At 68.1% G+C, this 15,352-nt stretch carries 18 protein-coding genes; 12 read left to right on the top strand and 6 right to left on the bottom strand.

The window, feature by feature from the left end:
- Positions 1-229 precede the first annotated feature (229 nt).
- The gene (locus MNR01_RS09410; RefSeq protein ID WP_241917568.1) at positions 230-904 is read left to right on the top strand and encodes an energy transducer TonB; all 675 of its coding nucleotides are present in this window, start codon (positions 230-232) and stop codon (positions 902-904) included.
- A 134-nt stretch (positions 905-1,038) separates the two neighbouring features.
- On the opposite strand, the gene MNR01_RS09405 is transcribed toward MNR01_RS09410, so the two are convergent.
- Positions 1,039-1,767, bottom strand: a complete 729-nt coding sequence (locus MNR01_RS09405) for a hypothetical protein (RefSeq protein ID WP_241917567.1) — start codon at positions 1,765-1,767, stop codon at positions 1,039-1,041.
- A 484-nt stretch (positions 1,768-2,251) separates the two neighbouring features.
- Positions 2,252-2,662 (bottom strand): DUF2784 domain-containing protein, encoded by a 411-nt coding sequence (locus MNR01_RS09400; RefSeq protein WP_241917566.1) that lies wholly within the window; start codon positions 2,660-2,662, stop codon positions 2,252-2,254.
- 112 nt (positions 2,663-2,774) lie between these two features.
- Between MNR01_RS09400 and MNR01_RS09395 the strand changes: the two genes are divergently transcribed.
- Both MNR01_RS09395 and MNR01_RS09390 read left to right on the top strand, forming a co-directional pair.
- Entirely contained in the window at positions 2,775-3,770 is a 996-nt protein-coding gene (locus tag MNR01_RS09395) for an alpha/beta hydrolase (RefSeq protein ID WP_241917565.1), read from the top strand.
- Between the two features lie 10 nt (positions 3,771-3,780).
- On the top strand, positions 3,781-4,905 hold the full coding sequence (locus MNR01_RS09390; RefSeq protein ID WP_241917564.1) for an AraC family transcriptional regulator: 1,125 nt from the start codon (positions 3,781-3,783) through the stop codon (positions 4,903-4,905).
- Here MNR01_RS09390 and MNR01_RS09385 read toward each other — a convergent pair.
- Positions 4,879-5,559, bottom strand: coding sequence for a DUF2306 domain-containing protein (locus tag MNR01_RS09385; RefSeq protein WP_241917563.1), 681 nt, complete (start codon positions 5,557-5,559; stop codon positions 4,879-4,881). The two genes, MNR01_RS09390 and MNR01_RS09385, sit on opposite strands and share 27 nt — an antisense overlap.
- A gap of 167 nt (positions 5,560-5,726) precedes the next feature.
- Between MNR01_RS09385 and MNR01_RS09380 the strand changes: the two genes are divergently transcribed.
- Entirely contained in the window at positions 5,727-6,965 is a 1,239-nt protein-coding gene (locus MNR01_RS09380; protein ID WP_241917562.1) for an MFS transporter, read from the top strand.
- Positions 6,966-7,024: 59 nt separating this feature from the next.
- Complete coding sequence (locus MNR01_RS09375; protein WP_241917561.1) at positions 7,025-7,540, top strand: DUF1697 domain-containing protein; 516 nt, start codon at positions 7,025-7,027, stop codon at positions 7,538-7,540.
- Positions 7,541-7,655: 115 nt separating this feature from the next.
- On the opposite strand, the gene MNR01_RS09370 is transcribed toward MNR01_RS09375, so the two are convergent.
- Positions 7,656-8,195, bottom strand: coding sequence for a hypothetical protein (locus MNR01_RS09370; protein ID WP_241917560.1), 540 nt, complete (start codon positions 8,193-8,195; stop codon positions 7,656-7,658).
- A 169-nt stretch (positions 8,196-8,364) separates the two neighbouring features.
- Here MNR01_RS09370 and MNR01_RS09365 point away from each other — a divergent pair, with 169 nt between their 5' ends.
- Positions 8,365-8,763: an SRPBCC family protein gene (locus MNR01_RS09365; protein ID WP_241917559.1), complete on the top strand. Its 399-nt coding sequence runs from the start codon at positions 8,365-8,367 to the stop codon at positions 8,761-8,763.
- Between the two features lie 5 nt (positions 8,764-8,768).
- Here the strand turns inward: MNR01_RS09365 and MNR01_RS09360 are convergent, their stop codons facing one another.
- Complete coding sequence (locus MNR01_RS09360) at positions 8,769-9,623, bottom strand: hypothetical protein (protein WP_241917558.1); 855 nt, start codon at positions 9,621-9,623, stop codon at positions 8,769-8,771.
- 203 nt (positions 9,624-9,826) lie between these two features.
- Between MNR01_RS09360 and MNR01_RS09355 the strand changes: the two genes are divergently transcribed.
- From MNR01_RS09355 to MNR01_RS09335, 5 genes are all read left to right on the top strand, one after another.
- Positions 9,827-10,471 carry a hypothetical protein gene (locus MNR01_RS09355; protein WP_241917557.1) on the top strand — a complete coding sequence of 215 codons (645 nt, stop codon included), beginning with the start codon at positions 9,827-9,829 and terminating at the stop codon, positions 10,469-10,471.
- 88 nt (positions 10,472-10,559) lie between these two features.
- Positions 10,560-11,153, top strand: a complete 594-nt coding sequence (locus MNR01_RS09350; RefSeq protein ID WP_241917556.1) for a TetR/AcrR family transcriptional regulator — start codon at positions 10,560-10,562, stop codon at positions 11,151-11,153.
- Complete coding sequence (locus MNR01_RS09345; RefSeq protein WP_241917555.1) at positions 11,150-11,611, top strand: PaaI family thioesterase; 462 nt, start codon at positions 11,150-11,152, stop codon at positions 11,609-11,611. The genes MNR01_RS09350 and MNR01_RS09345 overlap by 4 nt, the downstream gene beginning before the upstream one ends.
- Before the next feature lie 40 nt (positions 11,612-11,651).
- Entirely contained in the window at positions 11,652-12,845 is a 1,194-nt protein-coding gene (locus tag MNR01_RS09340; protein WP_241917554.1) for an acetyl-CoA C-acyltransferase, read from the top strand.
- A gap of 47 nt (positions 12,846-12,892) precedes the next feature.
- Positions 12,893-13,600, top strand: coding sequence for an SDR family oxidoreductase (locus MNR01_RS09335; RefSeq protein ID WP_241917553.1), 708 nt, complete (start codon positions 12,893-12,895; stop codon positions 13,598-13,600).
- A gap of 65 nt (positions 13,601-13,665) precedes the next feature.
- Here MNR01_RS09335 and MNR01_RS09330 read toward each other — a convergent pair whose 3' ends face one another.
- Positions 13,666-14,145, bottom strand: coding sequence for a hypothetical protein (locus MNR01_RS09330; RefSeq protein WP_241917552.1), 480 nt, complete (start codon positions 14,143-14,145; stop codon positions 13,666-13,668).
- A gap of 199 nt (positions 14,146-14,344) precedes the next feature.
- Here MNR01_RS09330 and MNR01_RS09325 point away from each other — a divergent pair, with 199 nt between their 5' ends.
- The gene (locus tag MNR01_RS09325; protein WP_241917551.1) at positions 14,345-15,331 is read left to right on the top strand and encodes an NAD(P)-dependent oxidoreductase; all 987 of its coding nucleotides are present in this window, start codon (positions 14,345-14,347) and stop codon (positions 15,329-15,331) included.
- Positions 15,332-15,352 lie beyond the last annotated feature (21 nt).

Here is a 15,352-nt window from a genome sequence, read left to right as displayed (position 1 = left end):
GGGCTGACGCGATGCCTGGGGAGGCTGCGCAGCTGGCTGGAGGGGCCATCGCGCTCCGCTGGGGGATCTCTTGAGAGCACGCAACGCTGTCGCGTGGATTGCGCTTGCCATTGCCCTTCCGCTGGCCGGAAGCTGCCTTGCCGCGGACCCGGCCGTACCGCTGCCGCCCTTGCCGCCGCCACCTCCGCTGCTTCCGCCACCTCCGCCCGTTTCTGATTCAACGAACTCCTTGCGGCTGCCTTCGTACGTTCCGCCTTCCAAGCTGACCAACCGGCCGCCCAAGTTCCCGGACGAGGCGTTGTGCCGCCAGCTGACGGGACTGACCAAGCTCGTGCTGACGATCTCGCCCACGGGATCGGTGCTCGAAACGGTCGTCGAGAAATCCAGCGGACATCCTTCCCTGGACAGCGCCGCCTACGCCGCGAGCCTGGAATGGAAGTTCAGGCCGGCATTCGAGTACGGCATCCCCGTGCGCTCGAGGGTGCGCGTACCGGTCGATTTTGCCGCTCCGGCGGAGTGGCCGCACTGCAGCCAGGGCGTACGCGTGCTGGCGACCTATACGCTTCTCGGCGCCGAAGGCGGCGAAGGCGTCGAAGGCGGCGATACCGGTGCGGCCATGTTCACTCCGATGTTCGCGCCAAGCGACAAGGTGAGCGCGGTCGTCGAGTACCTGCTGACGTCCCCGGACGCAGTGGGCGAGTCACTGAGCGTGCGATGGATCTACCTGGACGATGCCGGCCATCCGGTCATCCGCCACGAGCAGACGTCGCCGCTGGAAGAAGGCGGCCGCAAGCGTTTCGTCCTTTCCGGCACGCAGCCCGGCGGTTGGAAGCCGGGTCGCTACCAGATTGAAGTGCGCCTCAAGGACGACATCCTGGGGCAAGGGGAGTTCGCGGTTCGCTGAGGCGATGCTCCAACTGGATTGAGGTCGTTCGGATGGACGACGCCAGTCCCGAAGCGTTCACTGGATTCGGCGAGGCATTCTCGCCTGGTAGATCCCACGCCCCGCCGCGCCAGCAAGCGACTCGCCCCGCCAGATCAGCGCGCCAACTCCCCGGCCAGGGCCCGCAACAGCGCCGCCCCATCCCCACGCCACGCGCTCCCATGCATGCACGCCAGCGTGTGCGGGCTGGCCTGCGCCAGTTTCTCCAGGATCGCGCCGCTATTGGTCGAGTGCGCGTAGTAGTCCATCTGATGGCGGAAGGCCTCGCTCGGTCCGAGCACATCAGTCTCGGTGAGCGACAGATGCCCGGTGCCTGGCTGGGTGAACAGATCCCCGCAGAACAACGTGGAAGTGTGCTCTTCCATCAGGTAGCCGCACTCCCAGCCATGCGGCAGGTGCGGCGCGTCGAACCAGCGCACGCGATGGCGGCCAAGCGATATCACTTCACCGTCGGCGAGGGCGCGCGGCGGCCGGTCGGCGAGGTCGTTCATCGATACCATCGCCGCGATGGTCCCGCATAGCGGCGCTGCTTGCGGCGCTGCTGCCAGCCACTGGTTCATCGAGCCGCACTCGTCCGCCTCGACATGCGAGAACGCCACATGCCGCAGGCGTGCCAGCGGCATCACGCTGGCGACCGCTTCGGACACCATCGGGAACAGTCCCCGCAACCCGGTGTGGAACAGCAACGGCTCGTCGTCGACGACCAGGTACTGGTTGAACGAGAACGGCGTGTTGCCCGGCAGCGCCACCGGCGTGTTGATCCGGTAGATGTGCTCGGCGATCTCGTGGACGTTGGTGCCGGACTGGGAGTTGGTGACGGTCATGGTGGCTCCGGGGGGGCGGCCACGGGCGGGAGCGGGGCCGACATTCCGGGTCAACGTAAGGACCCGGGGTGGGGGGTCAGGAGCGTGCGCCTGGGGGAACTCAAGCGGCGGGTGCTCGAGCAGGCGAGCGCGCCTGTGCTCGTCCTGGCGCAGCATCCGGAGCCGCACGAAGGGTTGAATCCGAGCCTCAAGGTGCTCTACAAGCCGTTCGGCGCGCTGCCTCTGCACACGGGCAAGGCCGTGATCGAGGTGGTGGTGCCCGCCAGGGCGCGGCAGTTTGCTGATGCGAAGATGGAGCCGGCCACAGATACGCAGATCGGCGGCCGCACGGCCGGCCATGGTGTCGTCCACTACACGCTGCGCAGTACCGAAGGTGGCGAGATCGCGACCACGTCGGAGATGTGGGGCCGGATCAAAGCGATTCGCGGATCGCACCGGCCAATAGTGCCGCAACGCGATTCGAGCGCGGGGCGCCGGCGCCGCGCTAGTTGCCGGGTCGCCGTGGGCGCACGAAGACCCACTCCAGCACGACGATCGCGGCGAACAACGAGTACGCCGCCACGAACGCCCACCACGGCGCCTCGAAGAAGATCGCCCGCGACAGCCAGTGGGCGATGAACGACTCGCGATAGACCGCCTGTCCCGCGTGCTCGCGCAGCGCCTGCTCCCAGATCGTCAGCGGGCACAGCGCGCCCAGCCACGCCTGTGCGGCGATGAACACCATCAGCAGCACGTGCGCCAACCGCCAGCGGAAGTCGCGGACCCAGCGCCACCCGCACAGGCCGCCGATGAGGATCGCCACCGCGCCGAGCACGACGAAGGCGACGATGCCGACGTGCGCGAACAGGATGGCGTCGGCCAGCAGAGCGGCCGTGGCGGGCGAGAGGGCGTCCATGACCGGGACTCTACCGGTCCTGGCTGGTGATCCGCGAAGGTGGCGGGCACGGTTGCGGGCGCCAGCCGTGGCCTGTCAGGCTTCCAGCCTGCCTTCCCCCATGGAGACGATCATGAAGGTGACGTACTGGACGATGACGCCGGTGCTCCTGCTCGTGCTCGCGACGCCCGCCGCCGCGGCCGTGCCGCAACGCACGCCAGACAGCTACGCCCAGGCGGGCGAGCGCGTCAGCATCGCCCCCGGCCGCGCGATCAACCTGCGCTGCAGCGGCAAGGGGCCGCGCACCGTGGTGCTGGAAGCCGGCGGCAATGCGGACTCGAGCACGTGGTTCCGCGTGCAGTCGCTGCTGTCGGACAAGGTGCGTGTTTGTTCGTACGACCGCGCGGGCTATGGCTTCAGCGACCCTGGCCCGATGCCGCGCAGCCTGCAAGCCGACGTCGATGACCTGCATGCGCTGCTGGAGAAGGCGAAGCTGAAGGCGCCACTGGTGCTCGTCGGCCATTCGCTCGGAAGCAACATCGTCCGCCGCTATGCGCAGCAGTATCCGTCCGCCGTGACCGGCCTGGTCCTGGTCGATCCGCCGGAGCAGGGCGCCGAAGGAAAGATGCCGGCGCAATGGCGCCAGGATGACGAGGTCATGCGCAAGCAGCGCAACACATTCCTCGATGCCTGTGCGCAGGCCGCGGCCGGCGGCACGCTCGGCGCGGCAGACGGCCCGTTGAAGGCCTGCCTGCGCGAGCCGCCCGCGTGGCAGAGCCCCGCGGTTGCCGCAGCCATTCGTGCCTACAAGCTCAAACCCGGCTACTGGACAACGCTGCACTCGGAGCTGGACGAGAACACCGCCATCTTTGCCGCGCCCGTTCCGCCCGATGCCAGCTTCGGCGCGATGCCGGTCGTCGTGTTGTCGGCCGACAACGACTTCACGGGCGTGTCGGATGACGTGCGCGGCGTCCTCGTGGCCGCGCGCAACCAGACCCACGCACGCCTGGTCGCCGCCTCCACCCGCGGTCGCCGCGTCGACGTTCCCGGTGCCTCTCATGAGATCCAGCTGGACCAGCCGCAGGTCGTGGTGGATGCCGTGACGAGCGTGGTTTCGGCCCGACCATGACGCGCGATCGATGAAGTTCTGGAGCATCGTCTTCCTCATCGGTGCCGCGCAGGCGGCGCTGCTGGCGCTTGCCTTGTGGCGGCGACCGGTCAACGCGCAGGCCAACCGCGTGCTGGCGGTGTGGATCGCGGTGATCGGCTTCGACCTGGCGGTGAAGGCGATCTACTTCCGTGAACCATCGGCGGACCTGTTCAAGCTGTACCGGTTCGTCGGCTTGTTTCCGTTCCTGTATGGCAGCGCGTTCTATCTCTATGTCCGCGCGTTGACCCAGGGCCGCGCGCCTGGCGTGCGCGACGGCGTGCACCTGCTTGGCTTCATCGCCGCGCTGGGGCTCCACGCGAAGCTGTTCCTGATGGATCCCGCGCAGACGCAGGCATTCCTGGACCGCATCGCCGCGGGCGGGTCGTGGGGCTCGCCGTGGCTGGACGTGGCCCTCTACGCCTACAGCCTGTCCTACGTCTTCGCCGGTCTCGTGCGCGTGCGCCGCTACAGAGGGGAGCTCCTGCAGCGCCGCTCCGATGCCGACCGCATGTCGCTGCACTGGATCGACGCGATGGCGCTGTCGCAGATCGTGATCTGGTGCATCGCCGTGGCGCAATGGCAGTTCCGGATCCCGTGGATCGATTACCCGCTGATCTATGGCGCGGTGGTGGCCTGGGTGTTCGTGATCGGCTACCTCAGCCTGAGCCAGGTAGCAGTGGTGGTGCAGGTGGCCGAACCCGGAAACGATGCGCCTGCAGAGACCATTCCCGCCGCGGACGACCCGCGCTTTGCCGCCGTCGAAGCGCGGCTGACGCAGCTGATGGAAGGCGAGCACCTCTACAGCGAACCGGCCCTGACCATCGGCCAGCTGGCGCGACGCAGTGGCTATCCCGAGTACCTGGTCTCGGCGGTCATCAACCGCCGCTTCGCCGGCAACTTCTGGGATTACATCAACCGCCAGCGCGTGGAGGCCGCCCGGGCCTGCCTGGCCGATGCAGCCGACACGCGCACCATCCTCGACATCGCCTACGCCTGCGGCTTCACCTCCAAGTCGACCTTCAATGCCGCGTTCAAGCGGCAGCTGTCGGTCACGCCGAGCGCGTACCGGCAGGCACAGGCGCAGGCATCATCCGTGGCCGACGCCGGCTCGTGACAGCGAACCGGTGGCCATCAGCCGCGCGCGGATGGCCGGCCAGTGCAGCCACAACTCGCACAGCGCCAGGTTGATCGTCCAGCAACTCCACGCGGCGAAGATGTAGACGGCCAGGAATGGCAGATGCAGCGCGCCAAGGCCGACGCCGAGTGTCAGCCGCAGGGTGATCGCTGAGGCGGTGAGGGCAATGCTGCGCGCCATCCAGCGCCGATGGCGGATGAGGTCGCCGCCGATCGCGTAGCCGATCCCGATGCCCGTCGTGGTCAACCACGCGACCGCGAGCAGGGCGAACCCGACGCCGGACGCCGCACCGCCGGTGGCGTGGGTCGACAGCGACAGCCCACCGAGGCCGCCGAACAGCACTCCGCCCGTGTAGAGCCCGCCACTGAGCCTGTGCAGGCGCGGCACCACCTGGCGGATGCGGTTGCTCATCTGTAGCGGAGCCAGCAGCAGCGCCAACCCGGCGCCGAAGAAGTGCGCCGGTACGTCGAGGCCGGAGAGGGCGAACTTGGCGGCCATCTGGTCGCCGGGTCCGTGCGGGAGATACACGTAGGTGAAGGCATAGGCCGAGACAGCCAGGCACAGCGCCACAAAGGCCAGTGCCATCGTCCAGCGCAGCGCCGTGGATCCGAAACGTTGCCAACCGCGATTCATCGCCTGCCTCCAAGGGTGGGGAGGCGGTCAGGCTGAGCTGGCGGAGCGTCCTGGTCGTCCGAACCGGTGGAGTCGTACGCCAGATCCGGTGTCATGGGGGCGCTGCCGCAACGCTGTGGGCCGCCAGCACCCGCCCGTCACATGCTGCAATGCACCATAATGGCCACATGCCTGCCAATCTCCCCCCCGCTGCGGCCCCCGCGGCGTCGACGCCCGTTTTGTCCCCGCGCCAGGTCGCGCTGATCCTGTTCGCCCTGGCGATGGGCGGTTTCGCCATCGGTACCAGCGAGTTCGTGATCATGGGGCTGATCAACGAGATCGCCCGCAGCATGGGCGTGAGCGAGCCGCAGGTCGGCCACGTGATCAGCGCCTACGCCCTGGGCGTGGTGGTCGGCGCACCGGTGCTGGCCATCCTGGGTTCGAAGATGTCCCGCCGCAGCCTGCTGCTGGCGCTGATGGGCTTCTATGCCGTCGGCAACCTCGCCAGTGCGATGGCGCCGGATTACCACACGCTGATGCTGGCCCGCTTCGTCGCCGGCCTGCCGCACGGTGCCTACTTCGGCATTGCCGCGCTGGTCGCCGCACGCATCAGCCGACCGGAGCAACGCGGCGCGGCGGTCGGCCGGGTGATGCTGGGTCTGTCGATCGCCCTGCTGGTCGGCAATCCGCTGGCCACCTGGCTCGGCCAGGCGTTCGGCTGGCGCTGGGCGTTCGCGCTGGTATCGGTGATTGCGCTGATGACGGTGGCGATGACCATGCGCGTGCTGCCGCGCGGCATGAACGCACCGCGCCCGGATGCGCTGCGCGAGCTGCGCGACTTCAACCGCAAGCCGGTGTGGCTGGCGCTGGGCATCGGCGCGATTGGCTTTGCCGGCATGTTCTGCGTCTTCAGCTACCTCGCGCCGACCCTGGTCAACGTCACCGGCGTGGCCGAAACCTTCATCCCGTTTGGCCTGGTCGCCTTTGGCATTGGCGGCATCATCGGCACGGTTGCCGGCGGTTGGCTGTTCGATCGCCTGCAGTTCCGCGCGGCGCCGGTGGTGCTGGTGTGGTCGATCGTGGTGCTGCTGCTGTTCCCGCTGGCCGCACGCTCGGTGTGGACGGTGCTGCCGGTGGTGGTCGCGGTCGGCACGATGGGCGCGCTGGCGACGATCCTGCAGGCGCACCTGATGGACGTTGCCGCCGAAGCGCAGACACTCGCCGCGGCCTCCAACCACTCGGCCTTCAACATGGCCAACGCGCTGGGCCCGTGGCTGGGCGGCATGGCGATCACCGCTGGCTACGGCTGGACGTCGACCGGCGTGGTCGGTGCGGTCACGGCGCTGTTCGGCTTGCTGATCTATGCGTGGGCGCGGCGCGATGCGACGCAGAGCGAGGTCGCGCTGGCGATGGGCGAGGCGGAGTAGGCGAGTCATCTCCGCGAAATCGGGGATGATGGACGGGAAGGGACGCTATCCTTCCGCCGATGGCCACCTTCATCGCCCTCCTGCGCGCCGTCAACGTCGGCGGTACCGGGAAACTGCCGATGGCGGAGTTGCGCGCCATGTGCGAAGCCCTCGGCTTCACGAACGTGCGCACCTACATCGCCAGCGGCAACGTCGTGTTCGACACGACCGGCACCGCCGCCAAGGCGAAGTCATCGCTTGAGGCGGTGCTTGAGCGCTACGCCGGCAAGCCGGTCGGTGTCGCGATCCGCACTGCAGCGGAAATGGCACAGGTGCTGGCGGACAATCCCTTTGCCGATGCCGCGCCCAACCGCGCCGTCGCGATCTTCCTCGATGCAGCGCCGCCTGCCGACACGATGGCGGCCGTGCGACACCGCACCGACGAGGCCATCGCCATGGGCAGGTGCGAGATCTACGTGCACTACGGCGACGGCATGGCCAGCTCGAAGCTGGTCATTCCGGCCGCGAAGTCCGGCACCGCACGCAACCTGAACACCGTCGCGAAGCTGGCCGCGATGGCCGCACAAGGAATCTGATCAGGCTCAACCGGCCCCCACCGTGCCGCGCAAAGCCAAGTTCGCCGGCAACGAAGACGAGCCGGCGCACGTGCAAGTCACATGACCTGCGCGAATGCCTGCGTGACAGCAGCCGTCAACCCGCGCCGGGCCGGACGTGGAAACCCAGCGCACCGGCCACCGCGCGCAATGCCTCGTCGTCACGCTGCAGGGTCATGAAACCGGCGTGCGTGTCGTGCCCGGTCTCCCAGGTCCACAGTGTGTAGTGATGTTCGCGCAGGCGGTCGTAGGCGACGCCGATCAGCGACGGGACTTCGGCGTCGGACAGGAAGTCCTCGTCGGTCGGATCCTCCACGCCCCACTCGATGCGCAGGTTGAAGCGAGACGCCAGTTCGTCGAGCACTTCGATCAACCCAGCCGGGTCGCTGTCCTCGACGTGGAAGCCTGACTTCCAGTCGATCACGTCACGGATCAGCTCGACCGGATCCTCGCCCTCGTCGAGCGAGTCGCGGCAGGCCTGGAACTGCTGCATCGCGGCGTCTTCGTCGCCGGGATTGATCAGCAGCAGGAGTTGCCACGCCACCGCCTCGAGCGCCGCTTCCTCGTCGATGTCGGCGTCGGCGGTGAATGAACGGGCGAAGTTGTCGTCGGGGTCGTATTCGGTATGGGTGCTCATGGCGGCCTCCGCCGATTGGCCAAGTCGACAGGATACGGCCATCGAACGCGCGACGCTCTGATTGGTGATGACGGCGCCTCACATCGGGTTGCGCGTCGACAGACTATCTTGCCGGCACAGGGCGCACGAAGCTGGCCGTCTTCACACGCATTCGACAGGAGGAAGTGCCATGGCCTCGATCCGCAGGGAGATCCAGGTCTCGGTGCCGCCCGCGCAGGCCTGGGACGCGCTGCGCGACGTGGGCCGCATTCATGAGCGTCTGGTGCGCGGATTCGTCACCGATTGCCAGCTTGAAGGCGACGTGCGCACGATCACCTTCGCCAATGGCATGAGCGTGCGCGAGCGCATCATCGATGTCGACGACGCCGAGCAGCGGGTGGTCTGGTCGGTGCAGGGGGAGCCGTTTGCCCACCACAACGCGTCGGTGCAGGCCTTCGAGTCCGGCGACGGCGGAACCCGCCTGGTGTGGATCGCCGACCTGCTGCCCGACACGCTGGAAGCGCAGATCGGCGGCATGATCGAACAGGGCCTGGAGGCGATGAAGCAGACGCTCGAGGGTGTCGCCTAGGGGCGTCAGAACCGGTACGCGACGTTCACGCCATACAGGATCGTCGAATCGACGTCTTCGTCGATGCGCGCGCCGTTGTCGTCCTCGAATTCGTGGCTGCGATCGAACTCGTAGCCGACGGTGGCGTCCAGGTGCCAGTGCGGGGTGATCGCCCACTGCGCCAGCAGTTGCGCGCGCCAGGCCTTGGTGATGTAGAAGAATTCGGCGCCGTCGCGTTCGTCGCTGACCACATGCCAGCGGCCACCGGCCGGTGCGATGTCCAGGCCAAGGTCCACTTGCGGGTGCACATGCCAGTCGACGCGGGTGTGCGGCCACCCAAGCGCCAGCGTGACTGCGTCGCTGTCGTGCAACAGTGCCAGCAGCGGGTAGGCGCGCTCGTCTCCGAACGCATCATCGTAGGCAACCCCGGCACGCCAGCCCCAGCCTTGGCTCGGAAGTCGTTCGATGCTGGCGTGGCCATACAACGAGAAGTCGTCGCCGCCGCCGCGGGAGAACAGGTCCTTGAACACGTTCGACGACGCCGCCACGGTCGGCACGACGCCGATCCGCCCATGCGTGCGTGAGTTGCCGGTCCAGGTCAGTGGCAGTTCCAGCCGGTGCAGGTCGCGGTCGCGCGTCGCCAGCCCGCTGTACTCGTAATGGGTGTAGGTGTAGTCGGCGGCGACGTCGAACCCGCCACCGGCGACATCGAATTTCGGCGTGCGCAGCAGCAGGCCATCCTCGCGCCCGCCAAGCTCCGCAGCTGGGCCGAAATCGGCATCGGCCAGCGAGACATGGTGAAGGTCGATCACCGCCTGCGCGCGCGTCGTGCCGCTGGCCGACGCAAGCAGCACCGCGCCGGACAGCGCCAGGCGTGTCATTCCTGGAGCAGTGGGGCAACTGATCCCACCCAGTCTGCCGATGGATCGGAGTGCGGCCATGCGGTCTGCGCAACAGCAACGCGGTAGCGGCAAGGATAGCGCTTGAGTGGCCGATATCCCCGCACATTCAGACAATTCTTATGGGGCCGCGCTGGCGTCCGCGATCAACTGCTGATCCAGTGGCGGTGTTGTTGCAAAGAATGATGGGTGAGCGTGAACGTTTCTACGAGGCGCTGTGCGGTTTCATCGGCTTCACGCCAGTGCCATTGATCGACGCCCATGTCGAGCTGATCCGGGAAATCCGATTCGACTGGATGCCGACAGACAGCGGTGCGCCCTGCGTCAATCCGATCACGCCGCTGCACCTGGATGAAGACGGCTTCGCGTCGCTGCGGCGCATGACCACGCTGCAGGAAGAAGGCCAACGCCTGCGCCTGTTCCTCGAAGCCGTGTTCGCGCTGCCGGAGTTCGTCGAGAAGGCCACCCTCGTGCCCGGCGACTATCACCTGCCGCGCGACATCGCCGAGTTCCTCGATGTACCCAGGTCGGGAATGGCGGGCGACTGCTTCCGCTTCACCGGCGAGCACCTGAAGTTACTCAAGGCTGCCTCGTGGCGCACGCGCCAGGTGTTCTCGCCGCTGCCCTACATCGCCCCGCGGCGACCGTACGGCGACTTCACGGACGTGCCGATGGATGCCGCCCTGGTGCTCGGATGGCGACGCAGCTACAGCGATCTCCACACCGAACCGCTGGAGCCGCTCTCGGGCAGCGAGCGCGCGCTGCTGGCGGAGCTGCACTACCAGACGCTGCCGGCGATCCACGCCTTCGTGCGCTACGCGAAGGTGTAAGGGGGCGCCTCCGGAGTTCGCCCGCCGGACCGGGCGCCCTGGGGCAGGCACCCTTGAACTTTATATGATAGGCATCATATAAAGTCGCATGCGCTACGACCCCGACCACAAGATCCAGACCCGCCAGCGCGTGCTGCGGGTCGCCGCCCGCGCCATCCGCAGCGAGGGCCCGGCGCGGGTCGGCGTTGCCGGGGTGATGCGCGAGGCAGGCCTGACCCACGGCGGCTTCTACGCCCACTTCCAGTCCAAGGACGAGCTGGTCGCCGCCGCCATCACACAGATGTTCGAGGACTCCGGGGCGCAGTGGCGCCAATCCCTGGAAGGTCGGGGCGACGCGGACGGCCTGGCCAGTTGTCTTCGGGTGTATCTGTCTGCGGAACATCGCGATGCACCGGGCAATGGCTGTCCGATGGCCGCGCTGGCGTCCGAACTTCCGCGCCTGGATGCCGCCGCCCGCGAGGCCTACTCCCGCGGCTCGCGCCAGCTGACTGAGAGCCTGGCCGGTTTGCTGGCGCGCCTGGGTCACGACGACGCCCACGCGCTTGCCAGTTCGGTGCTGGCCGAACTGATCGGCACGCTGGCGATGGCACGCTGCGAAAGCAACCGCGCCCGCTCCGACGCGCTCCTGTCGGCGGCACGCCGGCAGCTGGGCCGCCGCCTCAACCTGGTGATCGATGCATGAGCATGGTCGATGAAATCGGCGCAGGCCTGGATGGCCTGTCGCAACTGCAGGCGCTGATCGCCTCGGGGCGCAAGCCCGGCATCCTGCATTCGCTGGACTTCGACTTCATCGAAGTCGAGCCCGGTCGTGCGGTGTTCGCCGGCACCCCGGGCGACCATGCCTACAACCCCATCGGGATGGTCCACGGCGGTTACGCCGCGACCCTGCTCGACTCGGCCTGCGGCTGCGCGGTGCATTCACGGCTGAACGCGCAGCAGGCTTACACGACGCTTGAACTCAAGGTCGCGTATCACAAGGCAGTGACGCGCGATTCCGGCCTGCTGCGCGCTGAAGGCAAGGTCGTCTCGATCGGTCGCCGCGCCGCGTTCGCCGAAGCGCGGCTGACCGGCGCCGACGGCCGCCTCTATGCCACGGCCACCTCCACCCTGCTGGTGATCGACCGGGCCCCTGCGACCTAGCCGGAGCCGGCTTCCTGCCTATCCCCCCAACGAGTTGCGCATGTCCTCTCCACACGACCCCATCGTCATCGTCTCCGCCGTCCGCACGCCGCAGGGACGTTTCCTCGGCGACCTGTCGCCGCTGACCGCCCCGCAGCTTGGCGCCCACGTGATCTCGGCCGCGCTCGCGCGCGCCGGCCTGGCACCGGAACGCATCGATGAAGTGCTCATGGGCTGCGTGCTGCCCGCCGGCCAGGGCCAGGCGCCGGCGCGGCAGGCATCGCGCGCTGCAGGGCTGCCCGACGCCGTCGGCGCGACCACCGTCAACAAGGTCTGCGGCTCGGGCATGAAGGCCACGATGATCGCCCACGACCTGCTGCTCGCAGGCTCGGCCGACCTGATCGTGGCCGGCGGCATGGAGTCGATGTCGAACGCACCGTACCTGCTGTCGAAAGCGCGCAGCGGCTACCGCGTCGGACACGACCGCATCTTCGACCACATGATGCTCGACGGCCTCGAGGACGCCTACGAACCGGGGCGCGCGATGGGCGAGTTCGGCGAGGCGGCTGCGGCGAAATACGGCTTCAGCCGCGCCGACCAGGACGCCTACGCGGTCGAAACCCTGACCCGCGCCCGCAGCGCGATCGAAAGCGGCGCGTTCGCTGACGAAATAGTCGCAGTGCCCGTGCCCATCAAGGGTGGTGAGCGCATCGTCCACACCGACGAACACCCGCTGAAGGTCTCGCCGGAGAAGATCCCGACGCTCAAGCCCGCCTTCGCCAGCGATGGCACGATCACCGCCGCCAGCGCATCGGCCAACGCCGACGGCGCCGCGGCCCTGGTGCTGACGCGCCGTTCCCTGGCCGAACGCGAGGGCCTGCCGATCCTCGCCGAGATCCGCGCCCATGCCACCCACAGCCAGGCGCCGGCCTGGTACACGACTGCACCGATCCCGGCTATCGGCAAGCTGCTGGACAAAGTCGGCTGGAGTGTCGCCGACGTCGACCTGTTCGAGATCAACGAAGCGTTCGCCGTGGTGGCCATGGCCGCCGCCCAGGACCTGGGCATCGACCGCGACCGCCTCAACGTCAACGGTGGTGCGTGCGCCATCGGCCATCCCATCGGCGCCACCGGCGCGCGCCTGATCGTCACCCTGCTGCATGCATTGCAGCGCTGCGGCCTCACCCGTGGCGTGGCGGCGTTGTGCATTGGTGGCGGCGAAGCCACCGCGATCGCCATCGAACGCATGCCCTGACACACCACCCGCATCCCCACCCGCAACACTCCCCACAGAGGTGCACGATGGACATCAGCAAGGCCGTTGTACTGGTCACCGGCAGCAACCGCGGGCTCGGTCGGGCCCTGCTCGACGCGCTCAAGCAGGCCGGCGCGGCGAAGATCTACGCAGCCGCACGCAACCCCGACTCCATCGACGTCGAAGGCGTCACCCCGATCGCCCTGGACGTCACTTCGGCCGCCAGCATCGCCGCGGCCGCCAAGGCCTGCCCCGACGTCAACGTGGTGATCAACAACGCCGGCATCGCCCGTGGTGGCGTATTGCTCTCCGACACCGGCGAACAGACCGCACGGGAGGAAATGGACACCAACTTCTGGGGCCCGTGGCGGATGACCCAGGCGTTCGCACCGACACTGGCGCGCAACGGGGGTGGCGCCCTCGTCAACGTGCTGTCGGTGCTGAGCTGGATCAGCCTGCCGGGCACGGCGACCTACTGCGTCTCCAAGGCGGCGGCCTGGTCACTCACCAACGGCCTGCGCAACGAACTGCGCGGGCAGGGCACGCAGGTGGTCGGCGTCCACCTGGGCCTGATGGACACCGACATGACCGCCGGTTTCGATGCACCGAAGATCGCACCGAAGGATGTCGCCGAACAGATCGTGCGCGCGCTGCACGATGGCAGCGAGGAAGTCCTTGCCGACGACACCAGTCGACAGGTCAAGGGCAGCCTTTCCTCGCCGCAGGCGGCGTACCTGTCCGCTGGAAGCGAGTAGCCCACCGCCAACGCGCGCGCAGGGCGGGATCTGCCAGATCCCGCCACTGCGCGATGTTGCGCCCGTCAGGGCAGCGGCGTGCCCTGGTCGGCGATCGCCAGCCAGCGGTGGCCGTCATGGCTGTAGGTGACGCCGGTCAGGGCGTGCTGGCGGAAGCCGATGCGCGGGATCTCGTAGACCGTCTCGTAGAGGATGAAGGCCGAGTTGCAGCCATCGACCACGCGGTACTTCTCGGTCCAGGTCCACACCGCCTCGCGTCCGGTGAAGTGGCTGGCCAGCGCGGTCATGATCGCGTCGATGCCGTAGCGCACCGCGCCACTGCCGAAAATGGTGACCGCGCGGTCGTCGTGGACGGCGCGGAAGGTCTCTTCGTCGTAGTCACGGAAGGACTCCATGTCCATCCGCTGGGCCAGCTCGAACTGGCGGGCGCAGCCGCGGGCATTGCCGTGGCCGCCGGCCAGGACCGCCGGGGCCAGCGACAGGGCGGCCAGGGCCAGGGCGGCGGATGCCAGGGGGCGCAGGGCACGGTGGGAACGGGTATTCATCGTCGACCTCTCCATAGGTTGTGGGGGCAGCGGGGTCGACGATAGGAGCGCAGGCGGACCCATGCGAGAGCCACTATTGCCCCTGTCGGCAGGGCCAATCGATCGCCCGGGATGACCGGGATCCCGCACGGATTGGAGCCCGGACTCGGCTCCGGACCCGATACTCTGGACAAAGGCATCCAGCCACAGGAGCGCACGCATGACGATTCTCGTGACCGGGAGCGCCGGCCATCTCGGCGAAGCCCTGATGCGCAAACTTCGGGCGGCAGGCCGGGAAGCGGTCGGCATCGACATCAAGCCCTCGCCCTTCACCGACCACGTCGGCTCGATCACCGATCGCGATTTCATCCGCCGTCGCATGCCGCATGTGCACGCGGTCATCCACACCGCGACGCTGCACAAGCCGCACGTGGCCACGCACCCGCACCAGGACTTCATCGACACCAACATCAGCGGCACGCTGGTGCTGCTGGAAGAGGCCGTCGCCGCCGGAGTCGCGTCGTTCGTGTTCACCAGCACCACCAGTACGTTCGGCGCCGCGCTGACGCCGGCACCGGGCTTGCCGGCGGCATGGATCACCGAAGACGTCGCGCCGATCCCCAAGAACATCTACGGCGTCACCAAGCTGTCGGCCGAGCACCTGTGCCAGCTGTTCTTCCGCAAGCGCCGTTTGCCGGTGGTGGTGCTGCGCACTTCGCGCTTCTTCCCGGAGCCGGACGACAGCATCGACATGCGCAGCGGCTATGTCACCGCCAACGCGCAGGCCAACGAACTGCTCTACCGCCGGCTCGACATCGAAGACGCGGTAGATGCGCACCTGCTTGCGGTCGAGCGTGCGCCCGATATCGGATTTGGTCGCTATATCGTCTCGGCCACGACACCCTTCAGCGAGTCCGACCTGGCCGAGCTTCGACGCGACGCGCCCGGCGTGGTCAACCGGCTCTTCCCCGAGGCGGCATCGCTGTATGCCGCGCGCGGCTGGCGGATGTTCCCGCAGCTCGATCGTGTCTACGTCAACTCGCTGGCCCGGTCAGAGCTGGGCTGGGAACCGCGTCATGACTACCGCGGCGTGCTGGCCGCGATGGCCAGCGGCGGCGAATTCCGCAGCGCGCTCGCCGAAGCGGTGGGCAGCAAGGGGTATCACGACCAGGTGTTTGCCGACGGTCCCTATCCGGTCAGCGGCTGAGGCCGCTCCCGCCCGAGCCCC

It is taken from the genome of Lysobacter sp. S4-A87, assembly GCF_022637455.1.
Lineage (GTDB): Bacteria > Pseudomonadota > Gammaproteobacteria > Xanthomonadales > Xanthomonadaceae > Lysobacter_J.
This window is presented reverse-complemented; position numbering and strand designations above follow the sequence as displayed.